The organism is Frankia sp. AgB1.9 (assembly GCF_016786355.1).
Taxonomy (GTDB): domain Bacteria; phylum Actinomycetota; class Actinomycetes; order Frankiales; family Frankiaceae; genus Pseudofrankia.
In genome coordinates this window covers 82,145-101,898 of sequence record NZ_JADWYX010000002.1, presented here as the reverse complement: position 1 = coordinate 101,898, position 19,754 = coordinate 82,145, and the positions used below count along the sequence as shown (strand labels likewise).

Annotated in this window: 12 protein-coding genes and 1 pseudogene; 8 read left to right on the top strand and 5 right to left on the bottom strand. The window is 68.6% G+C overall.

Translation table 11 applies throughout. From position 1 onward, the window contains the following. Positions 1-16 precede the first annotated feature (16 nt). On the bottom strand, positions 17-358 hold the full coding sequence (locus I6A60_RS01290; protein WP_203020175.1) for a transposase: 342 nt from the start codon (positions 356-358) through the stop codon (positions 17-19). Between the two features lie 634 nt (positions 359-992). Here I6A60_RS01290 and I6A60_RS01285 point away from each other — a divergent pair. From I6A60_RS01285 to I6A60_RS01250, 7 genes are all read left to right on the top strand, one after another. Further along, complete coding sequence (locus I6A60_RS01285) at positions 993-7,835, top strand: DNRLRE domain-containing protein (protein WP_307838648.1); 6,843 nt, start codon at positions 993-995, stop codon at positions 7,833-7,835. A 361-nt stretch (positions 7,836-8,196) separates the two neighbouring features. Then, the gene (locus I6A60_RS01280; RefSeq protein ID WP_203020171.1) at positions 8,197-8,973 is read left to right on the top strand and encodes a hypothetical protein; all 777 of its coding nucleotides are present in this window, start codon (positions 8,197-8,199) and stop codon (positions 8,971-8,973) included. Positions 8,974-9,026: 53 nt separating this feature from the next. Beyond that, positions 9,027-9,440 (top strand): DUF6869 domain-containing protein, encoded by a 414-nt coding sequence (locus I6A60_RS01275; protein ID WP_203020169.1) that lies wholly within the window; start codon positions 9,027-9,029, stop codon positions 9,438-9,440. Between the two features lie 424 nt (positions 9,441-9,864). Then, the gene (locus tag I6A60_RS01270; RefSeq protein ID WP_203020167.1) at positions 9,865-10,407 is read left to right on the top strand and encodes a PH domain-containing protein; all 543 of its coding nucleotides are present in this window, start codon (positions 9,865-9,867) and stop codon (positions 10,405-10,407) included. Between the two features lie 1,745 nt (positions 10,408-12,152). Beyond that, complete coding sequence (locus tag I6A60_RS01260) at positions 12,153-12,338, top strand: hypothetical protein (protein ID WP_203020163.1); 186 nt, start codon at positions 12,153-12,155, stop codon at positions 12,336-12,338. A 590-nt stretch (positions 12,339-12,928) separates the two neighbouring features. Further along, positions 12,929-13,216 (top strand): hypothetical protein, encoded by a 288-nt coding sequence (locus tag I6A60_RS01255; protein ID WP_203020161.1) that lies wholly within the window; start codon positions 12,929-12,931, stop codon positions 13,214-13,216. A 215-nt stretch (positions 13,217-13,431) separates the two neighbouring features. After that, the gene (locus I6A60_RS01250) at positions 13,432-13,806 is read left to right on the top strand and encodes a PH domain-containing protein (protein WP_203020159.1); all 375 of its coding nucleotides are present in this window, start codon (positions 13,432-13,434) and stop codon (positions 13,804-13,806) included. A 151-nt stretch (positions 13,807-13,957) separates the two neighbouring features. Here the strand turns inward: I6A60_RS01250 and I6A60_RS01245 are convergent, their stop codons facing one another. After that, positions 13,958-14,698, bottom strand: a complete 741-nt coding sequence (locus tag I6A60_RS01245; protein ID WP_203020157.1) for an SDR family oxidoreductase — start codon at positions 14,696-14,698, stop codon at positions 13,958-13,960. Between the two features lie 56 nt (positions 14,699-14,754). Next, entirely contained in the window at positions 14,755-16,260 is a 1,506-nt protein-coding gene (locus tag I6A60_RS01240) for a DHA2 family efflux MFS transporter permease subunit (protein ID WP_203020155.1), read from the bottom strand. A gap of 208 nt (positions 16,261-16,468) precedes the next feature. Here I6A60_RS01240 and I6A60_RS01235 point away from each other — a divergent pair, with 208 nt between their 5' ends. Further along, positions 16,469-17,464: a sigma-70 family RNA polymerase sigma factor gene (locus I6A60_RS01235; RefSeq protein WP_203020153.1), complete on the top strand. Its 996-nt coding sequence runs from the start codon at positions 16,469-16,471 to the stop codon at positions 17,462-17,464. 15 nt (positions 17,465-17,479) lie between these two features. On the opposite strand, the pseudogene I6A60_RS43870 reads toward I6A60_RS01235, so the two are convergent. Together I6A60_RS43870 and I6A60_RS01225 are read right to left on the bottom strand one after the other, a co-directional pair. Next, positions 17,480-18,982 (bottom strand): annotated as a pseudogene (locus I6A60_RS43870) (hypothetical protein); the annotation flags it as partial. A gap of 2 nt (positions 18,983-18,984) precedes the next feature. Continuing rightward, a complete protein-coding gene (locus I6A60_RS01225; RefSeq protein ID WP_203020151.1) occupies positions 18,985-19,692 on the bottom strand; it encodes a bifunctional 2-polyprenyl-6-hydroxyphenol methylase/3-demethylubiquinol 3-O-methyltransferase UbiG in 708 nt (235 codons plus the stop codon). Positions 19,693-19,754: the final 62 nt, after the last annotated feature.

Sequence of the window (19,754 nt, the reverse complement as noted above, 5' to 3'; positions counted from 1 at the left end):
ATCAGCGGTGGGTGGCTCAGCTGTACGCGCCGTCGGCACCCTGGGTTCCGTCCTGCGGGAGCGCGGCGGCGAGCTGTGTCGTCGCCGCGGTGGCCTTCTCGAGCGCGCGGCGGGCGTTCGCGAGCTCGACGCGCAGCCGGAAGATTTCCTGCCGCGCCGCGGTGGTGACGCCCTCCCTGCGACCGCTGTCGATCTCGGCCTGGCGGACCCAGCCCCGAAGCGTCTCGGCGTTGATCCCCAGCCCGGCCGCGACGGCCCGGACTGCGGCCGATTCGGAGGCATGACTGGGACGTAAACGGAGGACGCGCGCGACGGCGGCGGCCCGAAATGACGGCGGGTGACGGATCGAGGGACTCATTGTTGGGTCTCCAGGAGAGTAACTGTCGCGCGCTCACTTTCGTTGCTGGTACCGCGCCCCCCCGCTTGACCCCGTTTCTACTGGGTCGCCAGCCGGCGGCTTCCTCCGCTGGCGGTGTCGGTGGTTAGGAAAATTGTTCGCGGGCGATAGCAGTACCACGCCTTCTCTGCTCCGCGCTAGGTGGTTCGTCGCGAATGATGTCTATCTACTCGGCAGTAGATGGGGCGGGGCGCGCGCCGCCGAGCTGCCATGTGACGGCCAGGTTAACAGAATTTGTGTGATGTGGATCACATTATCTACGGATAGTGACCGTAGGGGGCCCTCACGTCGCGGCAGAGTCCAGTTCTAGTGGCGCACAGAGCGGTCGAGAACCTGCGCGTTTGGTTCCGGGGTTGGCGGTGGTTGGGTTGCCGGCCACCGTTCGGTTTCTACTTTCCGTGGCGGACGAGTTGATCAACTGGTGGGGTTCGTCCTTGCGCTGACGGCTGTTGGTGCTTCATTTTCGGTGGTCCCATCGCGGTTACCGGAGCTGGCGCCTGGTGTTTCCGCGCTGGCTTTGTCCTGTGCCCTTCTTGCTGGTTTCGGGATCGGAGTCGGTGTGTTGGCGACCCTGTTGGTGCGTCGGGTGTGGTCCGTGCGCGTTCTGGTGGTGCTGCTGGCAACCGCTCTGGTGGCGACGGCGGTGGCGTTCGCGCCGGCGCTGCGGTCGTCGGCGCGGGCGGCCACGCCGCCGCCGGCCGCTGACCAGGGGCCGGCGGAGCGGCCGGACCTGGTCTCGGCGCAGCTGACGGCGCGAGCACAGAAACGCCGCATCGAGGTGACCGGCCTGCGGACCGAGTCGACGACGGCGTACGTGAACCCCGACGGGACGATGACCGTCGACTCCTACTCGGGCATCCGGCGCGTGCGCACCACGGACGGCTGGGCCGACGTCGACACGACGCTGGTGGTCGCCGACGGCAAGGTGACCCCGAAGGTGACCAAGGCGGGGATCGTCCTGTCGGCCGGCAGCCAGTCCGCCGGTGACGTCGCGACGCTGATCGACGGAGACCGGACCGTCGCCTTCGGCTGGCCGTCGGCGCTGCCGGCGCCGGTGCTGAAGGACAACACCGCCACCTACAAGAGCGTCGCCGCGGGCACGGACCTGGTCGTGACGGTGACCGCGACCGGTTACGACCTGCAGATCGTCGCCTACACGCCCGCCGCCGCCGAGGCCGCGTTGCGGGTGCCGATGCGGCTGCACGGGGTCACGGCTTCGCGGACGGCGGGCGGGGAGACCCAGCTGTCCGCGGGCGGGAAGGTGACGGCCCGGTCGCCGGCGCCGCTGATGTGGGACGCGCACGTCGACCCGGCGAGCAAGCAGCCGACCGCGACCAGGACGGTGGACGCGACCCTGGACACCGCCAAGGCGGACGCGCCGACGCTGACGCTGAAGCCCGACAAGACGTGGCTCACGGACAAGGCGCGGCAGTACCCGGTGACCATCGACCCGGCGGCGACGCTCGCGGACAACCTCGACACGGACGTGAACAGCGCCAACCCGACGACGAACTACGACACGTATTCCGAGCTGCGCCTGGGCAACCTCAACGGCAACTCGGTGAACCGCTCGTTCCTGCGTTTCGACGACTCGGCGATCAAGGGCAAGCACGTCACCTCGGCGGTGCTGAACCTGTGGCAGGGCGGTTCGCAGACGTGCACGGTCGAGCCGATGGTGGTCGAGGGCTCCGGCGGGGTGGGCGCGGGGACGACCTGGAACACCCAGCCGACCGCCGACGGCGTCTTCTGGGGCTCGGGGACGTTCAACAACGGCGGTTCGTGCACCGGCTCGGGCGGGACGAACATCGACATCACCGGGCTGGTGTCGGCGTGGTCGAGCAACGGCTTCGCCTCGCCGGAGGCGCTGACGATGCGGGCCTCGAACGAGTCGGACACCAACCAGTTCAAGTGGTTCTACTCGGGCGACACGATTCTCGCGCCGCACATCTCGGTCACGTACAACTCCTACCCGGCGACCGTTTCGGGCCGGTCGACGGCGCCGTGTCTGGCACCGTGCGCCGCCAGCCCGTCACCGGTGCTGACGAACACGACGACGCCGACGCTCTACGGCGGCTCGTACGACCCGGACGGCACGGCGGTCCGGGTGGACTTCGAGGTCTGGAACTCGAACGCCACCACCGAGCTCGCGAACGGATCCGTCTCCAACATCGCGGCGAACAGCACCGGCGCGTGGACGGTGCCGTCGGGCCTGCTGGCCAACGGCGGGTCGTATGAGTGGCGGGCCCGCGGGTTCGACGGGACGGACTACTCGAAGGCCTGGTCGACGTGGATCCCGTTCGCCGTCGACACGACCGCCCCGGCCGCGCCGTCGGCCGTGAGCTCGACGGTCTGGCCGTCCGGCGGCTGGGGCTCGGCGACGTCCGGCACCTTCACGTGGACCTCACCCGGCGGCGACACCAAGTCGTTCCTGTATGGCCTGGACCAGCCGTCGCCGGCCACCGAGACGACCGCGACCACGACGCCCACCCTCGGACCGACACCCGGTCTGCACAAGTTCTACGTGCGCACCAAGGACACCTCCGGCAACCTGTCGTCGGTCGTCTCGTACAGCTTCGGCGTGGGCACCGGAGCGCTGGCCCAGCCGGACGAAGGCGCGCGGATCCAGCGGTACACCACGCTCGAGGGCCAGGCGCCGTCGAGCCAGGTGTCGGTGCGCTACCAGTACCACTGGGGCTCCAACACCGCGACGACCTGGGTCGACGTCCCGACCTCCGACGTCGTCATCGCGGGGACCTCGACGCACCCCACGGCCTGGCCGGTGGCCCGCAACGGCTCGGCCCTGTTCGACAAGCTGACGTGGGACCTCGGCACCACGATGGCGAACTACTCGGTCCCGGACGGCGCGGACCAGATCCGCGCCTGCTTCACGGACTCGTCGTCGACGGTGTCCTGCACCCCGGCCCGCACGGTGCAGTACTCCCGCCGTGCCTTCGCCGACGCGGACGCGACCTCACCGGCCGGCCCCGGGACGGTGGCGTTGCTGACCGGTGACTTCGCGGTCTCCGCCACCGACGTGTCCATGCCCACCTACACCGGCAGCCTGACCGTGGGCCGTACCGACACGACCCTGTCGAGCGCCGGCGGGCTGGTCGTCGACCCGTCGTCGCCGGCGGCGGTCGGCTGGGCCGGCAACGGCTGCACTGCGGCCGGCAACGCGGTCACGGCGTCGTTCACCGCACCGGCGAACGCGCTGCTGCTCGCGTTCGGTGACACCGCGTCCAACTCCTCGGGCACGAGCAACGGCCCGTCGATCTCGGACTCCGGCGCCCTGACCTGGACCCAGATCGGCAGCTCCGGCGCGAGCGCGTCCAAGGACGAGGCCGTCGCCTGGTGGGCGAAGACGACCGGGTCCTCCGCGCGCACGGTGACGCTGCACGCGTCGAACAACGTGTGCACGAAGTCGCTCAAGGTCATCGTGCTGACCGGGGCCAACCTGATCAACCCGATCGCCGCGACGAACATCGGCCCCGCGACGACGGCGGAGGGTGTGCTCAACCAGTCCGTCACGTCGACGACGGCCGGGTCCATGGCGTTCGCGGCCGTGGCCGACTGGAACGCCGCCGGCACCCCGACACCTGGCACCGGAGTCACGCTGGCCGGTAGCTACTCCCAGTTCGACGCGACCGGCGCGGCCCTGTACCGCACGGCCCCGTCGACGACGTTCGGCCAGACGATGACGATCTCCACCACGGCGCCGACGACGGCGACCAACTCGTGGGTCATGTTCGAGGTCCGGCCCGCCGTCGCCACGACCACGCCCGGCGCGACCGGGGTGTTCGGCCCCGGCTGGACGGCGTCCATGCCGGGCCCGGACGCCGGCCGCGCCGACGAGACACTCGCCGACTTCACCGACTCCCAGGGCTACGTCACCCTGACCGACGAGACCGGGGTCCAGGACGTCTACGTCCGCTCCGGCACCGGCGCCTACCCGTACGCCTACACCGGTGTCGGTGACTCCGGGACGGACGGGTCGAAGCTGGTCAAGAACTCGGCGACCCAGTTCACCGCGACCGACGACGACGGCACCCAGACGGTCTACCAGGCGGTGACCGTCAACGGCGCCACCACCTGGCCGGTCGCCAGCGTGATCGAGCCCGGGTCGGGTACCACCTCGTCCTTCACCACGGACTCCTCCGGCCGGACCACCCGCATCCTCGCGCCGATCCCGGCCGGCATCACGTGCACCACCCTGGTCGCCGGGTGCCGCGCGCTGACGCTGACCTACGCGTCCTCGACGACCGCGACCGGCACCACCCCGGCGACCTGGGGCGACTACCTCGGCCGGCTGACGGCGATAGCGATGTCGCTCAACGGCAACCCGGCGGTCACGGTCGCCCAGTACGCCTATGACTCGAACGGCCTGCTTCGCTCCGCCAAGGACCCGCGTACCGGGCTCGCCACCACGTACGGCTACGACAGCCTGAACCGCCTGACGACGGTCACACCGCCCGGCCAGGCGACCTGGACCATGGCCTACGACGGCAGCGGCCGGTTGCTGACCGCCGCCCGGCCGACCCCGGCCGGGGCGACCGCGACCCAGACCGTCGCCTACGACATCCCCATCACCGGCACCGGCGCGCCCATCGACCTGTCCTCCGGCCAGGCCGCGAACTGGGCCCAGACCGACCTGCCGATCTACGGCGCGGGCGTCTTCGCGGCCGACCACGTGCCAGCCTCGCCGCCCACCGCCACAGACTGGCCGTACGCGTCCCTGACCTACCTGGACACGGACGGCCGAGCGGTCAACGCGGCGAGCTATGGCAACAACGCCTGGCAGATCAGCACGACGGAGCACGACGCCAACGGCAACGTCGTCCGCTCACTGTCCGCGGAGAACCGCAACCAGGCGCTGACGCCGACCGCCGACACCGACCCGTCGGTCGCGGCGCTGACGACCTCGGCTGCCCGCTCGCAGCTGCTGGACGACCAGACCGTCTACTCGTCGGACGGCGTCCTCGTCACCGACACCTACGGCCCGACGCACCCGATCATCGACAACAGCGGTGGCCGGTACTCCGCCCGCGAACACGTCCACACCGACTACGACCAGGGCGCCCCGTCCGCACCCGACCCCTACCGCCTGCCCACCACGGTCACGACGACAGCCCGCACGCTCTCCGGAACTGACGTCGACCCCCGCAAGACGGTGAACGGCTACGAGGCCAAGACCGGCGCCGACCCGTCGACCTCCGGCTGGAACCTGCGCAAGCCCACGACGGTCACGACCTGGATGGGTGGCGGCACCACCCCCGACATCGTGAGGACGACCTACTACAACGCCGCCGGCAACGTCGTCGAGAGTCGCCAGCCCAAGGCGAACAGCACCGGCACCGACGCCTACACCACCCTCACCACGTACTACACCGCGACAGGGACAGGTAGCTGCGTCAACGCCTCCTGGACCGGCCTGGCCTGCACCTCCGGCCCCGCCGCCCAGCCCAGCACCGGCAACCCGTTGCCTGTCACCACCGACACCTACAACGACCTCGCCGAGCCCCTGACGTCGACCGACAGCGTGACCGTCTCCGGCACGACGACCACTCGGACGACGACCGACACCTACGACAGCGCCGGCCGAAAGACTTCCGAGGCGATCGCCGCGAGCCCCGCGGCCAACGGCGGTACGGCCCTTCCGACCGCCACCTTTGGCTTCGACCCCGCGACTGGCCTGGCAACGACCACCACCACCAGCGGAATCACGCTGACCACGGGCTATGACTCCTGGGGTCGGGTCACGTCGCAGACGGATGCCGATGGCAACTCGGCCTCGAGTAGCTATGACATCGACGGTCGGGTGGCGACCTCGTCCGACGGGAAGGGTACCTACACTTACACGTATGACGGAGTCGCGGGAGAACACCGCGGCCTGGTCACCTCCCTCAACGTCGGCGCCGGCTCCGCCCCGTCCACCTTCTCCGCCACCTACAACGGCGACGGAAGCATGACGACGGAGACCTATCCAAGCGGTCTGGTCGCGAAGACCCGGTACGACAACTCCGGCGATGCCAACGCACTGACCTACACCATGGGCACCACTCCTTGGATGACGTTCGCGCAGGCCAACTCGATCTACGGCCAGGTTCGGCTCGACAGCACGCCACAGGGTGGCAGAACTCTTGGCTATGACCTGTCTGGACGGCTGACCTCGGTCGCGGATACCGCCAGCTTCGGCAGCGGGACGGCCCTGTGTAACACCCGTGTCTATGCCTACGACGCCGACTCCAACCGCGCCTCGCTGACGAGCTACCCCGACGCGGGCGGCAGTGACACCGGCACCTGCTCGACCAGCACGTCACCCACCGGTTTCGGCTTCGGCTACGACCAGGCCGATCGCCTCACCAATAGCGGCTACACCTACGACCTGTTCGGACGGACCACCACCGACCCCTACCCACCCAACGGCACGTCGGCCGCGATCGGGTACTACGTCGACGACCTGGTCGCGTCCGAGACCGTGGGCTCCACGACCCGCACGTACGCGCTCGACCCAGCCCGGCGCATCCGCTCCTGGACCGACGGCAGCACGACCTCGATCAATCACTACACATCCGCGTCCGGAGACGATCCCGCCTGGATCGGGACCGGTACCGCCTGGACCCGCAACATCGTCGGCATCGACAGCAGCCTGGCCGCCATCCAGGACAACGCCGGCACAGTCACCCTGCAGCTCGCCAACCTGCACGGCGACATCGTCGCCACGGTGGCCGACTCGACCAGCGCGACATCACTGGCCAGCTATTCGGACAACACCGAGTTCGGGCTGCCGTACTTCACCTCCGCGGCCTACCCCACCTACGGCTGGCTCGGCGGCAAACAGCGCTCCCGCAACACCCTCTCCGGCCTCACCCTCATGGGCGTCCGCCTCTACGACCCCGACCTCGGCCGCTTCCTCCAGACCGACCCGGTCCCTGGCGGCTCGGCGAGCGCCTACGACTACTGCAACGCCGACCCCATTAACTGCACCGACGTAGACGGACAATGGCCCCACCTTCGGAAGATGTGGAAGAAGCTTCAAAAGGCCGGCCTGAATCTTGCGAACAATAAGCTGATCACGCTCTGCACGAACTTTGCCCCAGGGCAGCTTGGCATGGCGTGCGGATTGACGCAGGTCATCGGCTATTCACTTAACGGTCAGTTTAGGAACGCTGCTGGCATCGGATTGGGAATGGCGGTTGGAGCGGGGGTCGGCGCGGCCATCGATCGATATGGAATGGCTGTCCTCGCGCGTCGGGTAGTTCGACCTCGGAGCGTCCGAGCTCCCAGGCTCAGTCGTGTAGAAAGGTTTGCGGTGGCTACCTACCGGCGGACCAAGGGCAGGCCGTGGTCGTATCCGAAGTACGTGGCGGGCGTCTCATCGGCCAATATAACGGCGACCTACGTCAGTGGAAGCCGTGCCTCGTGGAATCCGTATTGGTGACCAAGGGTTCCTGCGATGCATGAAGAAGATTTAGTCCAGCAAACCCCAATTACAGCCGTCGCGACGAGGATCTCCTAAATGCCAATTGATACCCCAGCCGCTGCTCCCCGTTTTGTGCGACCGTGATCGGAGGGGGTCGGTGATCAATTCGCCTGTTCGCGCCACGAACCTGTCCGATGGCAGGCGCCTCCTGCTCGGGGTGCTCGTGGCCGTGGGAGGTCTTGGGCTGGCGCTGGGGTGGCTGCGATCCGACTACGTCTTCGCGCACAGAGGCGTTTCGGCGATCGCTGAGGTCGTCAAACCCGGCGTGGGGCGTGGTCCGAGCACTGTTCGTTTCACGACGGATGACGGTCGAGTGATCGTGACGGAGCTCGATGCGCCGACGAACGTTCCGGTCGGCGGTCGGCTACGGATCGTGTACAACCGAGGCAACCCCTATTCGGCGCACGGCGGGAACAACGTTCCTTACTACATTGGGCCCGCGGCAACCGGTGCTGCCGCGCTCGGGATCGGGGCCTTCTTCGTCGGGACGTTCGCGCGACGGCGCCGGCGGTTCCCCGGCTGGAGCCCGATGTCCCTCGCCGAAGCCACGGAGCTGTTCACAAGGTGGCCGGGACCGTGGTGGATCGCGGGTGACCGCGCTGTCGACCGCGGACTTGCCCGCGCCGCTGCCGGGCAGGACATGACCATCGCCGTGACCGTGCCCAAGGCAGGGACGTTACAGACACTACTGCCAGGCTGGGAGATCTGGTCCTATGGCAGCTGGCCGCGCCGGTACCGGCCAACCGACGACCTCAGCCGTACAGGGACTGACGAGCTGTGGGTCCGGCAGGCCGACCGGCAGCCGTGGCGACTGCGCGTCCTGCTCGCCGACGTCGACGAGGATGCTTGGAAGCCTCGTTGGGACGCCCAGTCGTCCATCCGCCTCGCCGATCTGGGCCAGCCCGGCGCGGACCCGGTCAGATTCCTGATCCCGGAAGTCGCGCTCTACTGGCAGATCATCGCCGCCCGCCGACCGTGGACATCGCGGAAGATCATCGACGCGGTTGCCCTGTTGGGCAAGCCGCAGCGGGAAAAGCTACGTCAGACCCTGATTGACGGCGGCCATGCTGACGCCGCACGTCGCGTCCTCGGCTGAGGCAGCGCGCCACCCGCCCTCTACTGGGCATTCTGACAAGTAAGATCACGGCCGTGATTGAGAATGTCGACAGGCTGGCCCGCGGTTGGTGGGAGGGCCAGCGGTTGGCGAACGGCACCCGAGAGGAGCGAAAGCTCTGGAGCCTGGGAGAACCGCCCGAAGTGGAGAGAGGCTGGCAGGCGGCTCGGGAGCTCATAGATCGGGGCGGTGAGAACGCGTTGGAGCTTGTCGTGGCTCTGTTGCGGTCGATGCCGGACGAGGCCGGGGCCGTGACGGTGGGGGCAGGCCCTCTGGAAGACCTCATCGCCGAGCACGGGAACGAAATCTCGCTCCGGATCGACGAGCTGGCGCGACGGTGCCCGCTGTTCCGTCAGGCCCTGTCCTCGGTGTGGCTGGAAGACGGAGCGCTGGACTCGGAGGCGGCACGACGGTTGACCCCGTGGACCCCGACGCTGGGCACCCTCTAATGCAGCGCCTCAGTAGTTTCTTGCTGTGGGTGCCCGGGTTGATCATTACTTCTGATAGTCGGTGGGGTGGACGAGGGCGGCGGTGTCGAAGGAATTACTGAGGCGCTGCACTAGGCACGTCCCACGTCCGGCCCGTCGCGGCAAACGGAAGGCACTGTCTGAGCTGCCGGCCGTCCTCGGGCGGCCGGCAGCCGTGCCGTAGTGAGTTCTTGGAAGCGCGATACGTGCAGAGGTGGCTTCTCGATTGATTTGCGGATCGCGGCGCCTCGGGCACCGCTGTCGACTGGGACCTCACTTGACCGAACTGTCGCGCAGCAACGCTGGACGTCGGAAGGCCTGGCTGGCCACTGTCGGGGACACTCTGGTAGAAAGCTGGTGTTAGGCCGCTTCTCCGCCGTGGAGGCTGAGCTGAGCTGAGGTCGCGATGAGACAGGTCTGGTACAACAGATCCAACCGGTTCTGGGGATACCTGATAATGGTCGGCTCCGGGGCCATGTTTCTTGTGTTTGCCTTCTTTCCGGCAAAGCAGGACTCGGCGGGCTTGGTGCTGCCGTTCTTTGTGTTCTCCCCGATCGCGCTTGGCTTCTGGGTGATTTTTGTCCGTCCGGAGCTCGTGGCGACGGAGTCCGGGATCACAGTGCGAAACCCGCTCTTCCAGACCGATATTCCCTGGGGCGCGGTACGGGGGTTTGATGGGAGTGGCAAGTATCTGCGAATTCAGACGGTATATGGAGCCGAGTATCTGAGTTCGGCCACCGAGGTCGCCAATTTCAGGCTGCTCGGGAGAGCTCGCACCGCGAATGACCGCGCCGAGGTCGCCCTGACCAAGATGCTGAATGATCGGCGGGCAGCGGGAAATGCCGGTGGCACGACAGTCGTCCGAAGGTTTTTTCTGCCCGGGCCCCGAGCGCTCATTGCACCGACGGTGGTAGTAGTGACAGGAATAGTCGCGTACAATCTGCACTGATCTTCTGGTGTGCGCCCGCGAACCGGGCCGATCGTGGCGGTCCGGCAGTTGGACCCGTAGCGGGCAGAGGATCTTGGTCGCCGTTCTGTGCGGGCTCAGTCCCATCGTCCCACTAGGAAAGTGTTGCGCAAGATGAGCGCTACCAGTTTCCGAGGTGCCTATGTCCGCCTCTGGTTCGAGAGAACGCCAGCCTACTGGTGTCGGCTGAGGGTGGCTCCAGAATCCTGTGAGCAGGAGCGCGCATTTCTTGGAACCACGAAAATCGATCGTACCGGCGTCGCCATGGTTCTCTGCGAGAGACGTAACCTGATCCTCGGTAAGCGGAAGACGGTGACCTTTCTTGACAGATATGGAAACAGGCTCGGTCTCGCATTCGTCGCGCTGCGACCCAGGCGAGTTATTGACGCCCTCGTAGAGGATGGCTGGCCTGTTCGAGTCGAACCCGTGGGACTTCGCGGCCGGAGGTTCGAACTAGTCGTCCCGGGCGGAAACCGTCGTGATAAATCGGAATCCACCCCGCCGGCCGGCTGGTACGCGGACTCACGCAACCCCGCCGCGAACCGCTGGTGGGACGGCAGGGCTTGGGGCGCGGTCCAAGGAGCGCGGGTGGCCGACCGCGGCCCGCCGTCGCTGGGAAATCACGCGCGCGGAAATTCCGGCCAGGTGCTGCCGGCACATGTTCCGGCACGCTCGGCGGTTGCCTGGGCCATCGCTTCGACACCATTAATTGGCCTCGTCTTCGCAATCATCGCGATGGCAGCTCATAGCGATGTGCCAGGACTGCTCAGTCCGCCTGTCAGTGTTCTCGGGGTCTGGCTGGCCTCCCTCGGCTTGGCCGTTGTCGACAGTCGCCGGCCCAAGGTCGCCGGCTGGTCGCCGGTAATCGCGTTAGCCGGCCCCTGTGTGCGGCGACATTCCTCTACGAGTCGTAGGGTTTCGTCCAAATTCCCCGGGCCTATTTCTGGCCGAGTTGGACCTGCTCCTGTAGTTACGGAATGACCGACGTAGGATCGGGTGGGAGCCAATGAACTCGACCTAAGTTGGAGGATAGGATGCCGATCGTGAGGCTCTTAGCGGGAGTACTGGTTACTGCCGCTGGCATTTCGCTTATGGTCCTAGGTAATAAGACAGTTCGTCCTGATGGCTCGATCCGGCCGGTAAGATGGCACCTGGCCATTCTGGGTCTCGCGGTTGCCCTCGTCGGGGTCTTTTTGGCCTCCTAAGGGCGACGACGAATCTGGAGGGAGTTGATGACGAAATGGCTGGTCCGAGATCGCTGCTCCAGACGCGATCACTCGCTGGCGGGACCGGAGAGTGTCGAATTCGCCCTCCTGACGTGCCCTCGAGTGGGCCACCGCACACGGTGGAGCGTGATGTCCTCTTGGAGTCTGATCGCGATTAGGCCGAAATATGGGCTGCGAACCAGAATGCGAGCTCTTCTGCCCTCTTGGCTCGGATGGATGTTTCCTAAAGGCCCGAAGGATTGTGGCGAGCACGAGTGGTACAACCACGATGATAACGTGTGTCTGTGCTATCACTGTGCAGTGGGGATTCGACCTATTAACGATGAGGACCGTCGATCCTGGCGTCGACACGGACAACTGCCATAGGAACCCGAGGAACGGGTAAACGCCACCCGACATTGACGGTGACTGGCGACGCCGGTTTCGGCTTCGCGTACGGGGTCTCTGCCCAATCGACGCATTCGTGGCGACTGTGGTGACGCCGTCGGCTGGAGACGCTCAATGGACGTGATCGTAAGCTTCTACATATTGACGCTGTTCACGGCCATCGCCGTCTACGTGAAGCGGACGAAGCAGCGCATCGGATCCACGCCCGCTTGGGACGCGCGCTTGCGGCGGTGGGTCATCATTCTCCCGGTGATTGCGCTGGTGGTTTTTGTGTATTCCGTCGTAGCAGCTATCGCATGAATCGCGAGGTTCGGAGGACGGTGGTTCGGAGTTCGATGCACGCCTGTCGCGGCGGATGGAGGCAGGGCGGCCCGCAAAGTCTGTTCACGCAGGTAGGCGGTGGTGTGCGGAGGGCCTGAGGCTGTGGCCGGTCCTGGCGGGGTGAGTCGGCACCGGCGGAGCGATTCTCACGGTTCGTAGCGGGCGTGGGAGGCGCTGGGTGGGTCTCGACGGCTGGCCGCCAGCTTTCGTGACTGCCAGTGGGGCAGGGCTGCGGCAATGCTGCGTAAATAGCGACCCCGCATCGCTTGGAAAAGGTGCTGCCGATGGATTGGTCGGATCTAATTGCGAGAGCAGTGGGACTGCCTCTGACTATCGCTGGAACTGCAATCGTTATCTTCCCTGCGAAATGTGCTCGATGGAACGCCACTGTAGGCCCAGAGTGGCTGCGAAACGCGGGCCTCTCGGGCAGATATGAGGCCTATGAGGGGCGAACGAAGCCAGCTTTCATGCGCTTCGCTGACAGCCTCTTCCTAGCCGGCGGACTGCTGCTCGTCGGTAGCGGCCTGGTCGGTGTTTGAGGGCCTGGTGAAAATTAGCGGAAAGAGTTCATGACCTCGCTGGCCGGTCAGGCTCTCTGCTGCGGAGCACTTATTGCGCTCGACCCCGCCCGGCGAATCCGGTCGTGGACCGATGGCAGCTCGACCTCGATCAACCACTTCACGTCCTCGTCTGGAGACAGTCCTGCCTCGATCGTGACCGGTACTGCCTGGACCCGAAGCATCGTTGGCATCGACGGCAGCCTGGTGGCCAGTCAGGACAGCGGCGGCGCCGTCACCCTGCAACTCGCCACCTGCACGGCGGCGTCGTCGCCACGGCGGCCAGTGGAAGTGGCGTAAGCACATTATCTGGAAGAGGGTGGCGTTGGCGGCGGGCATCGCCTCGTTCGGGGTCTACGTCGTCGCATCCTCGGGTGCCTGCGCCGGCGTCGGGCTGATCGCGGCCGGTCTGTCGGCGACAACAAAACCAATGGGAAGATTAACAAGACCTGGGTCGCGCTGGACGTCAGAGGGCCCGCTGGCTACGATTTGAGGCGGCCTGGTAGGGCATTGGCGTGTTCTGGCTCTTTTTCATCCCGCCGGAGCTCGTGGCGACGGAACGGCACATCATCATTCGGAATCCCCTGGTCCAGACGAAGATTCCCTGGGCGGCGGTGCTCAGGTTCGACAGCCGGGGGAGATACCTGGAAGTCGTGACCGCGGACCGCCCTTACGTGTCCTATGGCACGGAGATCGCCAATATCAGCCTACTGAGGAAGCGGACGGCGAACGACCGCTCCGCTGGGGAGCTGGACGAGCTGCGGGAGGCCGGGCGGGGACGTGAGCCCGCCGAGGCCCGGGTCGAGCGCGGCCTGTTCGTCCCGGGTCCACGCGTGCTGATCGGTCCAGCCGTCGTTCTTGCCGCCGGCTTTGTCCTCTACTACACGTGACCTAGTGCCGTGTCCGGCGAGGTCCTCCCGCTGGCTTGATCGCCGTTTCGGCCCTCGCATGGTCATAAAAACGCCACGGTTACAGCCACGCGAGGGCGAAAACAGCGATCTTGCTGGCCCCGGGACGAGGCGAATCTGGCCAGATGCGGCACTACTGCGGTAGCTCCTGCAGTCCGGCGCTGGTCAGCAGGTAGCCAGGCGGGATGCTGGTCGGGTCGGTTCGGGCCAGGTCGACCAGCGCCGTTCCGGCGAGCTCTGGCGTGAGGGGCTCGCCGAGCTGACGCAGGTAGGCCTCCTCGGTCTGGCCGCTACGCGCCGCGTACGCCCGGACCGCGGGCGCGCCGAGAGCTGTCAGCGGGGTCAGCCGGGGAAGCACCGTGGTGAAGGTGATGCCCAGGCCGGCGCGTTCGGCCTCGTCGCGGGCGTAGCCGCTGATCAGGCGTTGGGTGGCCTTGGCGCCGGCATAGCCGCCGCTGAGCGGGGACCCGGCCAGGGCCGCGCCGCTGCTGACCACGATCACCAAAGCGCCGGGCCGCAACGGCCGCAATAGAGCCTCCCGCAGCCAGTGAAACGCGATCCGGACGTCGGTGTGCCAGTTGGCCGAGAACGTCTCCCAGGTCTGGTGGTGCAGCGGACGCATCAGCGGGCTGGCGCCGGCGACCAGGACGACGATCGATGGTTCGTACCGGTCGAAGAGCCGTCCGGCCGTGGCGGCGTCGGTCGCGTCGGCGACCTCCGTGCGCAGGCGCGGGTCGGTGGCGGCGAGCTGCGCGAGCGCCGCCTCGTTACGGGCGACGGCCACGACAGGCGTGCCGGCCCCCGCGAAGGCCTCGGCGATCCCGCGCCCGAGCCCACGACTCGCGCCGACTATGAGGGCGGTCCGGTCATTCATCGGGGTGGTTCCTCTCGCGTTCGCCGGGTCGGGCTGGGCTGCAGGTGGTGGTGTTGTCATCCGAGCTGTCCTCCGGTCGAGGCGGGCTTGGTCGTGGTGTGGCCGTGGCGACCGGGGACGGCCGCGGCGGCGAGGATCCCGACAGCGGAGAACGCCGCCCCGATCCACAGGGCCGTGGCGAAGTGGTCGACGAACGTCCGGGTGGAGGTGTAGACGCCGGAGCCCGCGAAGACAGAGGCCAGGATCGCGACGCCGAACACGCCACCGATCTCGCGCACCGCGCTGTTGGTGCCCGACGCGATGCCCATCTCGGTGGGTGGGACCGAACCGACGACCGCGTTGGCGACGGTCGGGAAGCACAGCGAGATCCCGACCCCGGCGACGGCGAGCGCCACCGCCAGCCACCGGTAGCTCATCCCCGGCTCGGCGATCGCGGCGATCCAGCCTAGCCCGACAGCCTGCAGGGCCAGGCCGGTGATCAGGAAGGGACGGTTGCCGAACCGGTCGGCCAGGGCTCCGGCGATGGGAGCGACCACCATCGGGGCGCCCGTCCACGGCAGGGTCCGGAGGCCGGCCGCGAGGGGCGAGTAGCCGAGCCCGGTCTGCAGGAACTGCATCATCAGGAACAGCACGCCGAACAGCGACGCGTACATGAAGAAGCTGACCCCGTTGGCGGCGTTGAAGGCCCGCGATCGGAACATCTCGACCGACAGCATCGGCGTCGCGGTGCGTCGCTCCCACACCAGGAAAGCCCCGACCAGGGCGATGCCTACCGCCAGCGCGCCGATGGTCTGCCCGCTGGCCCAGCCAACCCGGTTGGTGCGGATCAGACCCCAGGTGATGCCGAAGAAGCCGGCGGCGGCCAGCAGCAGCCCGACGATGTCGAGTTGAGACCGGGCGCCGAAACTCTCGCGGAGACGGGCGATGGACAGCGGTACCAGGGCCAGGCCGACGGGGACGTTCAGCCAGAAGATCCAGTGCCAGCTGATCCCACCGACGATGGCACCGCCGACGACCGGCCCGAGCGCGACCGCCAGCCCGGTGATGCCGCCCCACAGACCGATCGCGGCGCCCCGCCGGTCGGCCGGGAAGGCCTCGCTGATCAGGGTCAGCGTCATCGGCATGACGGCAGCCGCCGCCATGCCCTGCACGCCGCGGGCCGCGATGAGCACGCCGACGCTGGGTGAGAGCGCCGCCGCGGCGGAGGCGACCGTGAACCCGAGCAGGCCGATCCAGTAGATCCGCTTGCGTCCGAACCGGTCGCCGAGCGCGGCCCCGGTCAGGAGCGCGACGGCGAACGCCAGGTTGTAGGCGTTCACCGTCCATTCGAGATCGCCGAGGTCGGCGTGCAGGCTCGCCCGCAGCGCGGGCAGGGCGTTGGCCACGACCAGCGTGTCGAGCGCGGTCATGAACACCCCGAGCGAGGCGAGGACCAGCGTCCAGGCTCGTCGGGGCGGTTCGGCGCCAGGCCCGGCAGCCTGGGTGGTCGGGGCCGGGTCACTCCAGGCGGGATCCGTGGCCGGTGCGGCACCGGTCGGGGTTGTCGTTGGTGACACGGACATGTCGCGTCGTCTTCCCCTCAGTTGCGCCCTAGCGGGCGTGGACGCGTCGTCGCGCGCAGGCCGCGAGGCCTCGTAGCGGGCCTGGCCTGTACGGATGCGTTCGAAGGAAAGGAACCGCCGCCCGGCGGAAACTGGGCGGTCTGATGGCGACCAGTTCCGCGCACGCCTGGTGTCAGTACGAGCAGAGACGACCAGGTGGAGGTGGCAGATGTCGGCGGAACTGCTCCAGCGCGCCCGTGACGGCGACCGCGACGCGTTCGCGGGACTCGTCGAGCCCTGCCGCGGTGAACTGACGCTGCACTGCTACCGGATGCTCGGCTCGCTGCAGGACGCGCAGGACGCGGTGCAGGAGACGATGCTGTCCGCGTGGCTGGGGCTCGCGGGCTTCGAGGGACGCTCGTCGGTGCGGACCTGGCTGTACCGGATCGCCACCAACCGGTGCCTCAACCTGTTGCGTTCGTCCGCGCGGCGCCCGGTGACGACGGCGCCGTTGCCCGCGCCGCCGCCGGAGCCGACGCACCTCGGCGAGGTGCCGTGGCTGCAGCCGTACCCGGACGACCTTCTCGAAGGCCTGCCCGACGAGGCGCCGGGGCCAGAGGCTCGGTATGAGTCCCGGGAGGCGATCTCGCTCGCGTTCGTCACCGCAGTCCAGCTGCTGCCGCCGAACCAGCGGGCCGTCCTGATCCTGCGGGACGTGCTCGGCTACCGGGCGAGCGAGACCGCTGACATGCTCGGGCTCACCGAGGACGCGGTGACCAGCGCCCTGCGGCGAGCCCGGGCGACGATGGACACGGCCCGCTCACCCGGGCCGCCGCCGCACCCGCCCCGGAGTCCCGAGGAACGCGCGCTACTCGACCGTTTCGTCGCGGCCTTCACCGACCTGGACGTCGACGCGCTCGTAGCGCTCATGACCGACGACGCGTGGGTGCGGATGCCTCCACTGCCGTTCGAGTACCGCGGCCGCCCGGCGATCCACGAGTTCTTCAGCGCCATCCGGGCCCGGCGCCGGCGGATCGACCGCCTGGTGCCCGTGCGCGCCAACGGCCAGCCCGCGTGGGGCGAGTACCTGCGCGACCCGGTCACCGGCCGGCTGCACCTCGCGGGGATCCTCGTGATCGACACCGCCGGCGACCAGGTCCGGGAGGTCGCCCGCTTCGAGAGCGCGATCGCCCCCTACTTCGGCCTGCCTCGAACCCTCGACTAGACCGGGAACTCGGCCGGGCTGGTTCCGGCAGCGGGCGGAACGGACGAGGGAGGCGGCGAGCACGACGGTGGCGGCGACGGCGTAGGAGCTGACGCGCAGCGTCCAGGCGTCGCCGGGCAAGTTGACGAACAGTGAGATGTACAGCGGGTACGCGGCCGCGGTCACGGCGAGCCATTCCAGCCTGCCGGCGAGTATCGCGAGCGCCGCCAGCAGGATGCCGTACCAGGGCTGGGCGGGAGTGGCCGTCAGGAACGCGGCGCCGACGAGCCACAGCGCGGCTCGTTCGGGGGGCACCCGATCGGGATCGGAGCGCAGCACGGCGACCGTGACCGTCGCGAGCACGGCGACGGCGACGGCCTTGGCGACGGTTCCGCGCAGGCCGAGGCCGGCGAGCAGCAGGAACCTGCTGCCCTGGTCGTAGCCCTCGACGTTCAGGTACTGCGGGAGGAAGCCGAGAACGCCGGTGCCCACCGCCAGCAGATGCGGCAGGTAGGACAGGCCGATCACGGTGGCGGCCCCGCCCAGCACGCTGAGGGGTCGGGAGCGGCGTCCCCGACCGGCGATCGCCGGGATGAGCAGCACCGGGTAGAGCTTGACCGCCACCGCGCCCCCGAGCAGCGCGCCGACCAGCCACATCCTGCCGCGGGACGGGCCGTCGGTCCCCGTCGGTCGCTCGCCGGCTCTCAGGCCGCCGGCCGCCGTAACAGCGGGCGCGGGAACAGCGGGCGCCAGCACGGCGATGGCGCCGAGCGCGAGCAGCACGCCGAGAACGTCCACGTGGGCGTCGGAACCGGCGTCGATACCGGCGAGCGGAGTCAGCGCGTAGAACGCGGCGAGGCGTGGATCCCGGCCGCGCCTGGCCAGCATGCGCATGAGCAGCGCGACCAGGCCCAGCGAGCCGATCGACGCGTAGAGCTGCAGCTTGTGCTCACGAGGCGGTCCTGGCAGGAGGTGCACAGCCGTGAAGTAGGCCTGGGCCACCGGCGGGTAGATGGTGTGTGCCAGCGGATAGTTCAGCCGGGTGCAGTGCGGGCGCGGATGGTCGCCGGTGCAGCCGGCCGAGTCGGGGAACAGCCAGGTGTCGCGCTCCCCGCGCAGCTCGGGGGCGAGCGGGCCATAACGGTAGGGGTCGATGCCGGCGGCCTGCACCCGGCCGTCCCAGGCGTAGCGGTAGAGATCGTCGGACAGCCGAGGGCCATGGCTGAGAGCCAGGGCCTGGACGGCGACCGTGGCCCCGAGCAGCAGCGCGAGGGCCAGCCGGCGGGGAGCGGCCAGAACGAGCAGGCCGGCCGTCGTCAGGCCGAGCGCCCACCACGCCATGGTCAGGTAAAGCAGGGCGGGACGGCTGACCAGGTAGCCCGGCTGGTCGAGCACCGCCACCTGGATGGTGATCACACCGCCGAGCCCGATGCCGGCCCCGATCAGCGCCCCCAGGCGCCGGCCGCTCGGCCGGCCCGTCCGCCCGGTCGCCGGCGTGGCCGTGCGCCGGCTTCCGGCGCTGGTCAGGACACCCGGCACGTTCACGGCCGGCCCAGGGCAGCGAAGTACCGGTCCTCGCGGCACCAGGTCTCCACGACGCGCAGCCCGGCGGCCGAGGCGTGGTAGCGGATCTCCCCGGCACCGACGAATGCCCAGGGGAAGGATCGCGACACCCGCCCATCGGGCCTTTCCAGGCGGACGAGCCGTCGACCGGCCGTCACCGTGGGCGGGTGCAGCTCGACGAGCACCTGACCGGCTGGGCCGAGGAGCTCGGCGGCACGGGCGAGCAGCCGGCCCGGGTCGCCGCCGATACCGAGGTTGCCGTCGGCCAGCAGCAGCCTCGCCCAGCGTCCCTGTCCCGGCAGCCGGTCGAACACGTCGCGGCACAGCGCGGGCCCGCCGGCCCGGCGGGCCAGCTGTACCGCGAACGGTGCGACGTCGATGCCGAGCGTGGGGACGCCACGGGCGGCGAGCGCTGCGGTCAGCCGGCCCGGGCCGCATCCGATGTCGAGAGTCGGCCCCGCGCAGCGCCGCAGCAGGGAGGCATCGCCGGGCGCCAGCCCGCCGCGCCAGGCGAGCACCGGTAGCGGGTCGCGCTGGCCGTCGGGGTGGCGTACCCACAACCGTCCGTCGGTCGAGCGCAGCGCCGCCTCATACAGCGCGGTCGGCGAGGCGCCCAGCGGGTCCGGGCCGGCGGGCCGGTCGTCTGGCTCGGCGGCCGGCCGGCGTCCGGTGGCGACGGCCGTCATCGTCCAGTGTCTTATACACCTCTGCGAGCCCCCGAGACAGGCAGAAAAGGCGGTGGGCCGGG

Excerpts from the sequence above, each read along its gene's own strand:
- I6A60_RS01245 (WP_203020157.1), bottom strand. The coding sequence starts at position 14,698 with ATGAATGACCGGACCGCCCTCATAGTCGGCGCGAGTCGTGGGCTCGGG.
- I6A60_RS01260 (WP_203020163.1), top strand. The coding sequence starts at position 12,153 with ATGGACGTGATCGTAAGCTTCTACATATTGACGCTGTTCACGGCCATC.
- I6A60_RS01240 (WP_203020155.1), bottom strand. The coding sequence starts at position 16,260 with ATGTCCGTGTCACCAACGACAACCCCGACCGGTGCCGCACCGGCCACG.
- I6A60_RS01290 (WP_203020175.1), bottom strand. The coding sequence starts at position 358 with ATGAGTCCCTCGATCCGTCACCCGCCGTCATTTCGGGCCGCCGCCGTC.
- I6A60_RS01255 (WP_203020161.1), top strand. The coding sequence starts at position 12,929 with ATGACCTCGCTGGCCGGTCAGGCTCTCTGCTGCGGAGCACTTATTGCG.
- I6A60_RS01225 (WP_203020151.1), bottom strand. The coding sequence starts at position 19,692 with ATGACGGCCGTCGCCACCGGACGCCGGCCGGCCGCCGAGCCAGACGAC.
- I6A60_RS01270 (WP_203020167.1), top strand. The coding sequence starts at position 9,865 with ATGAGACAGGTCTGGTACAACAGATCCAACCGGTTCTGGGGATACCTG.
- I6A60_RS01235 (WP_203020153.1), top strand. The coding sequence starts at position 16,469 with ATGTCGGCGGAACTGCTCCAGCGCGCCCGTGACGGCGACCGCGACGCG.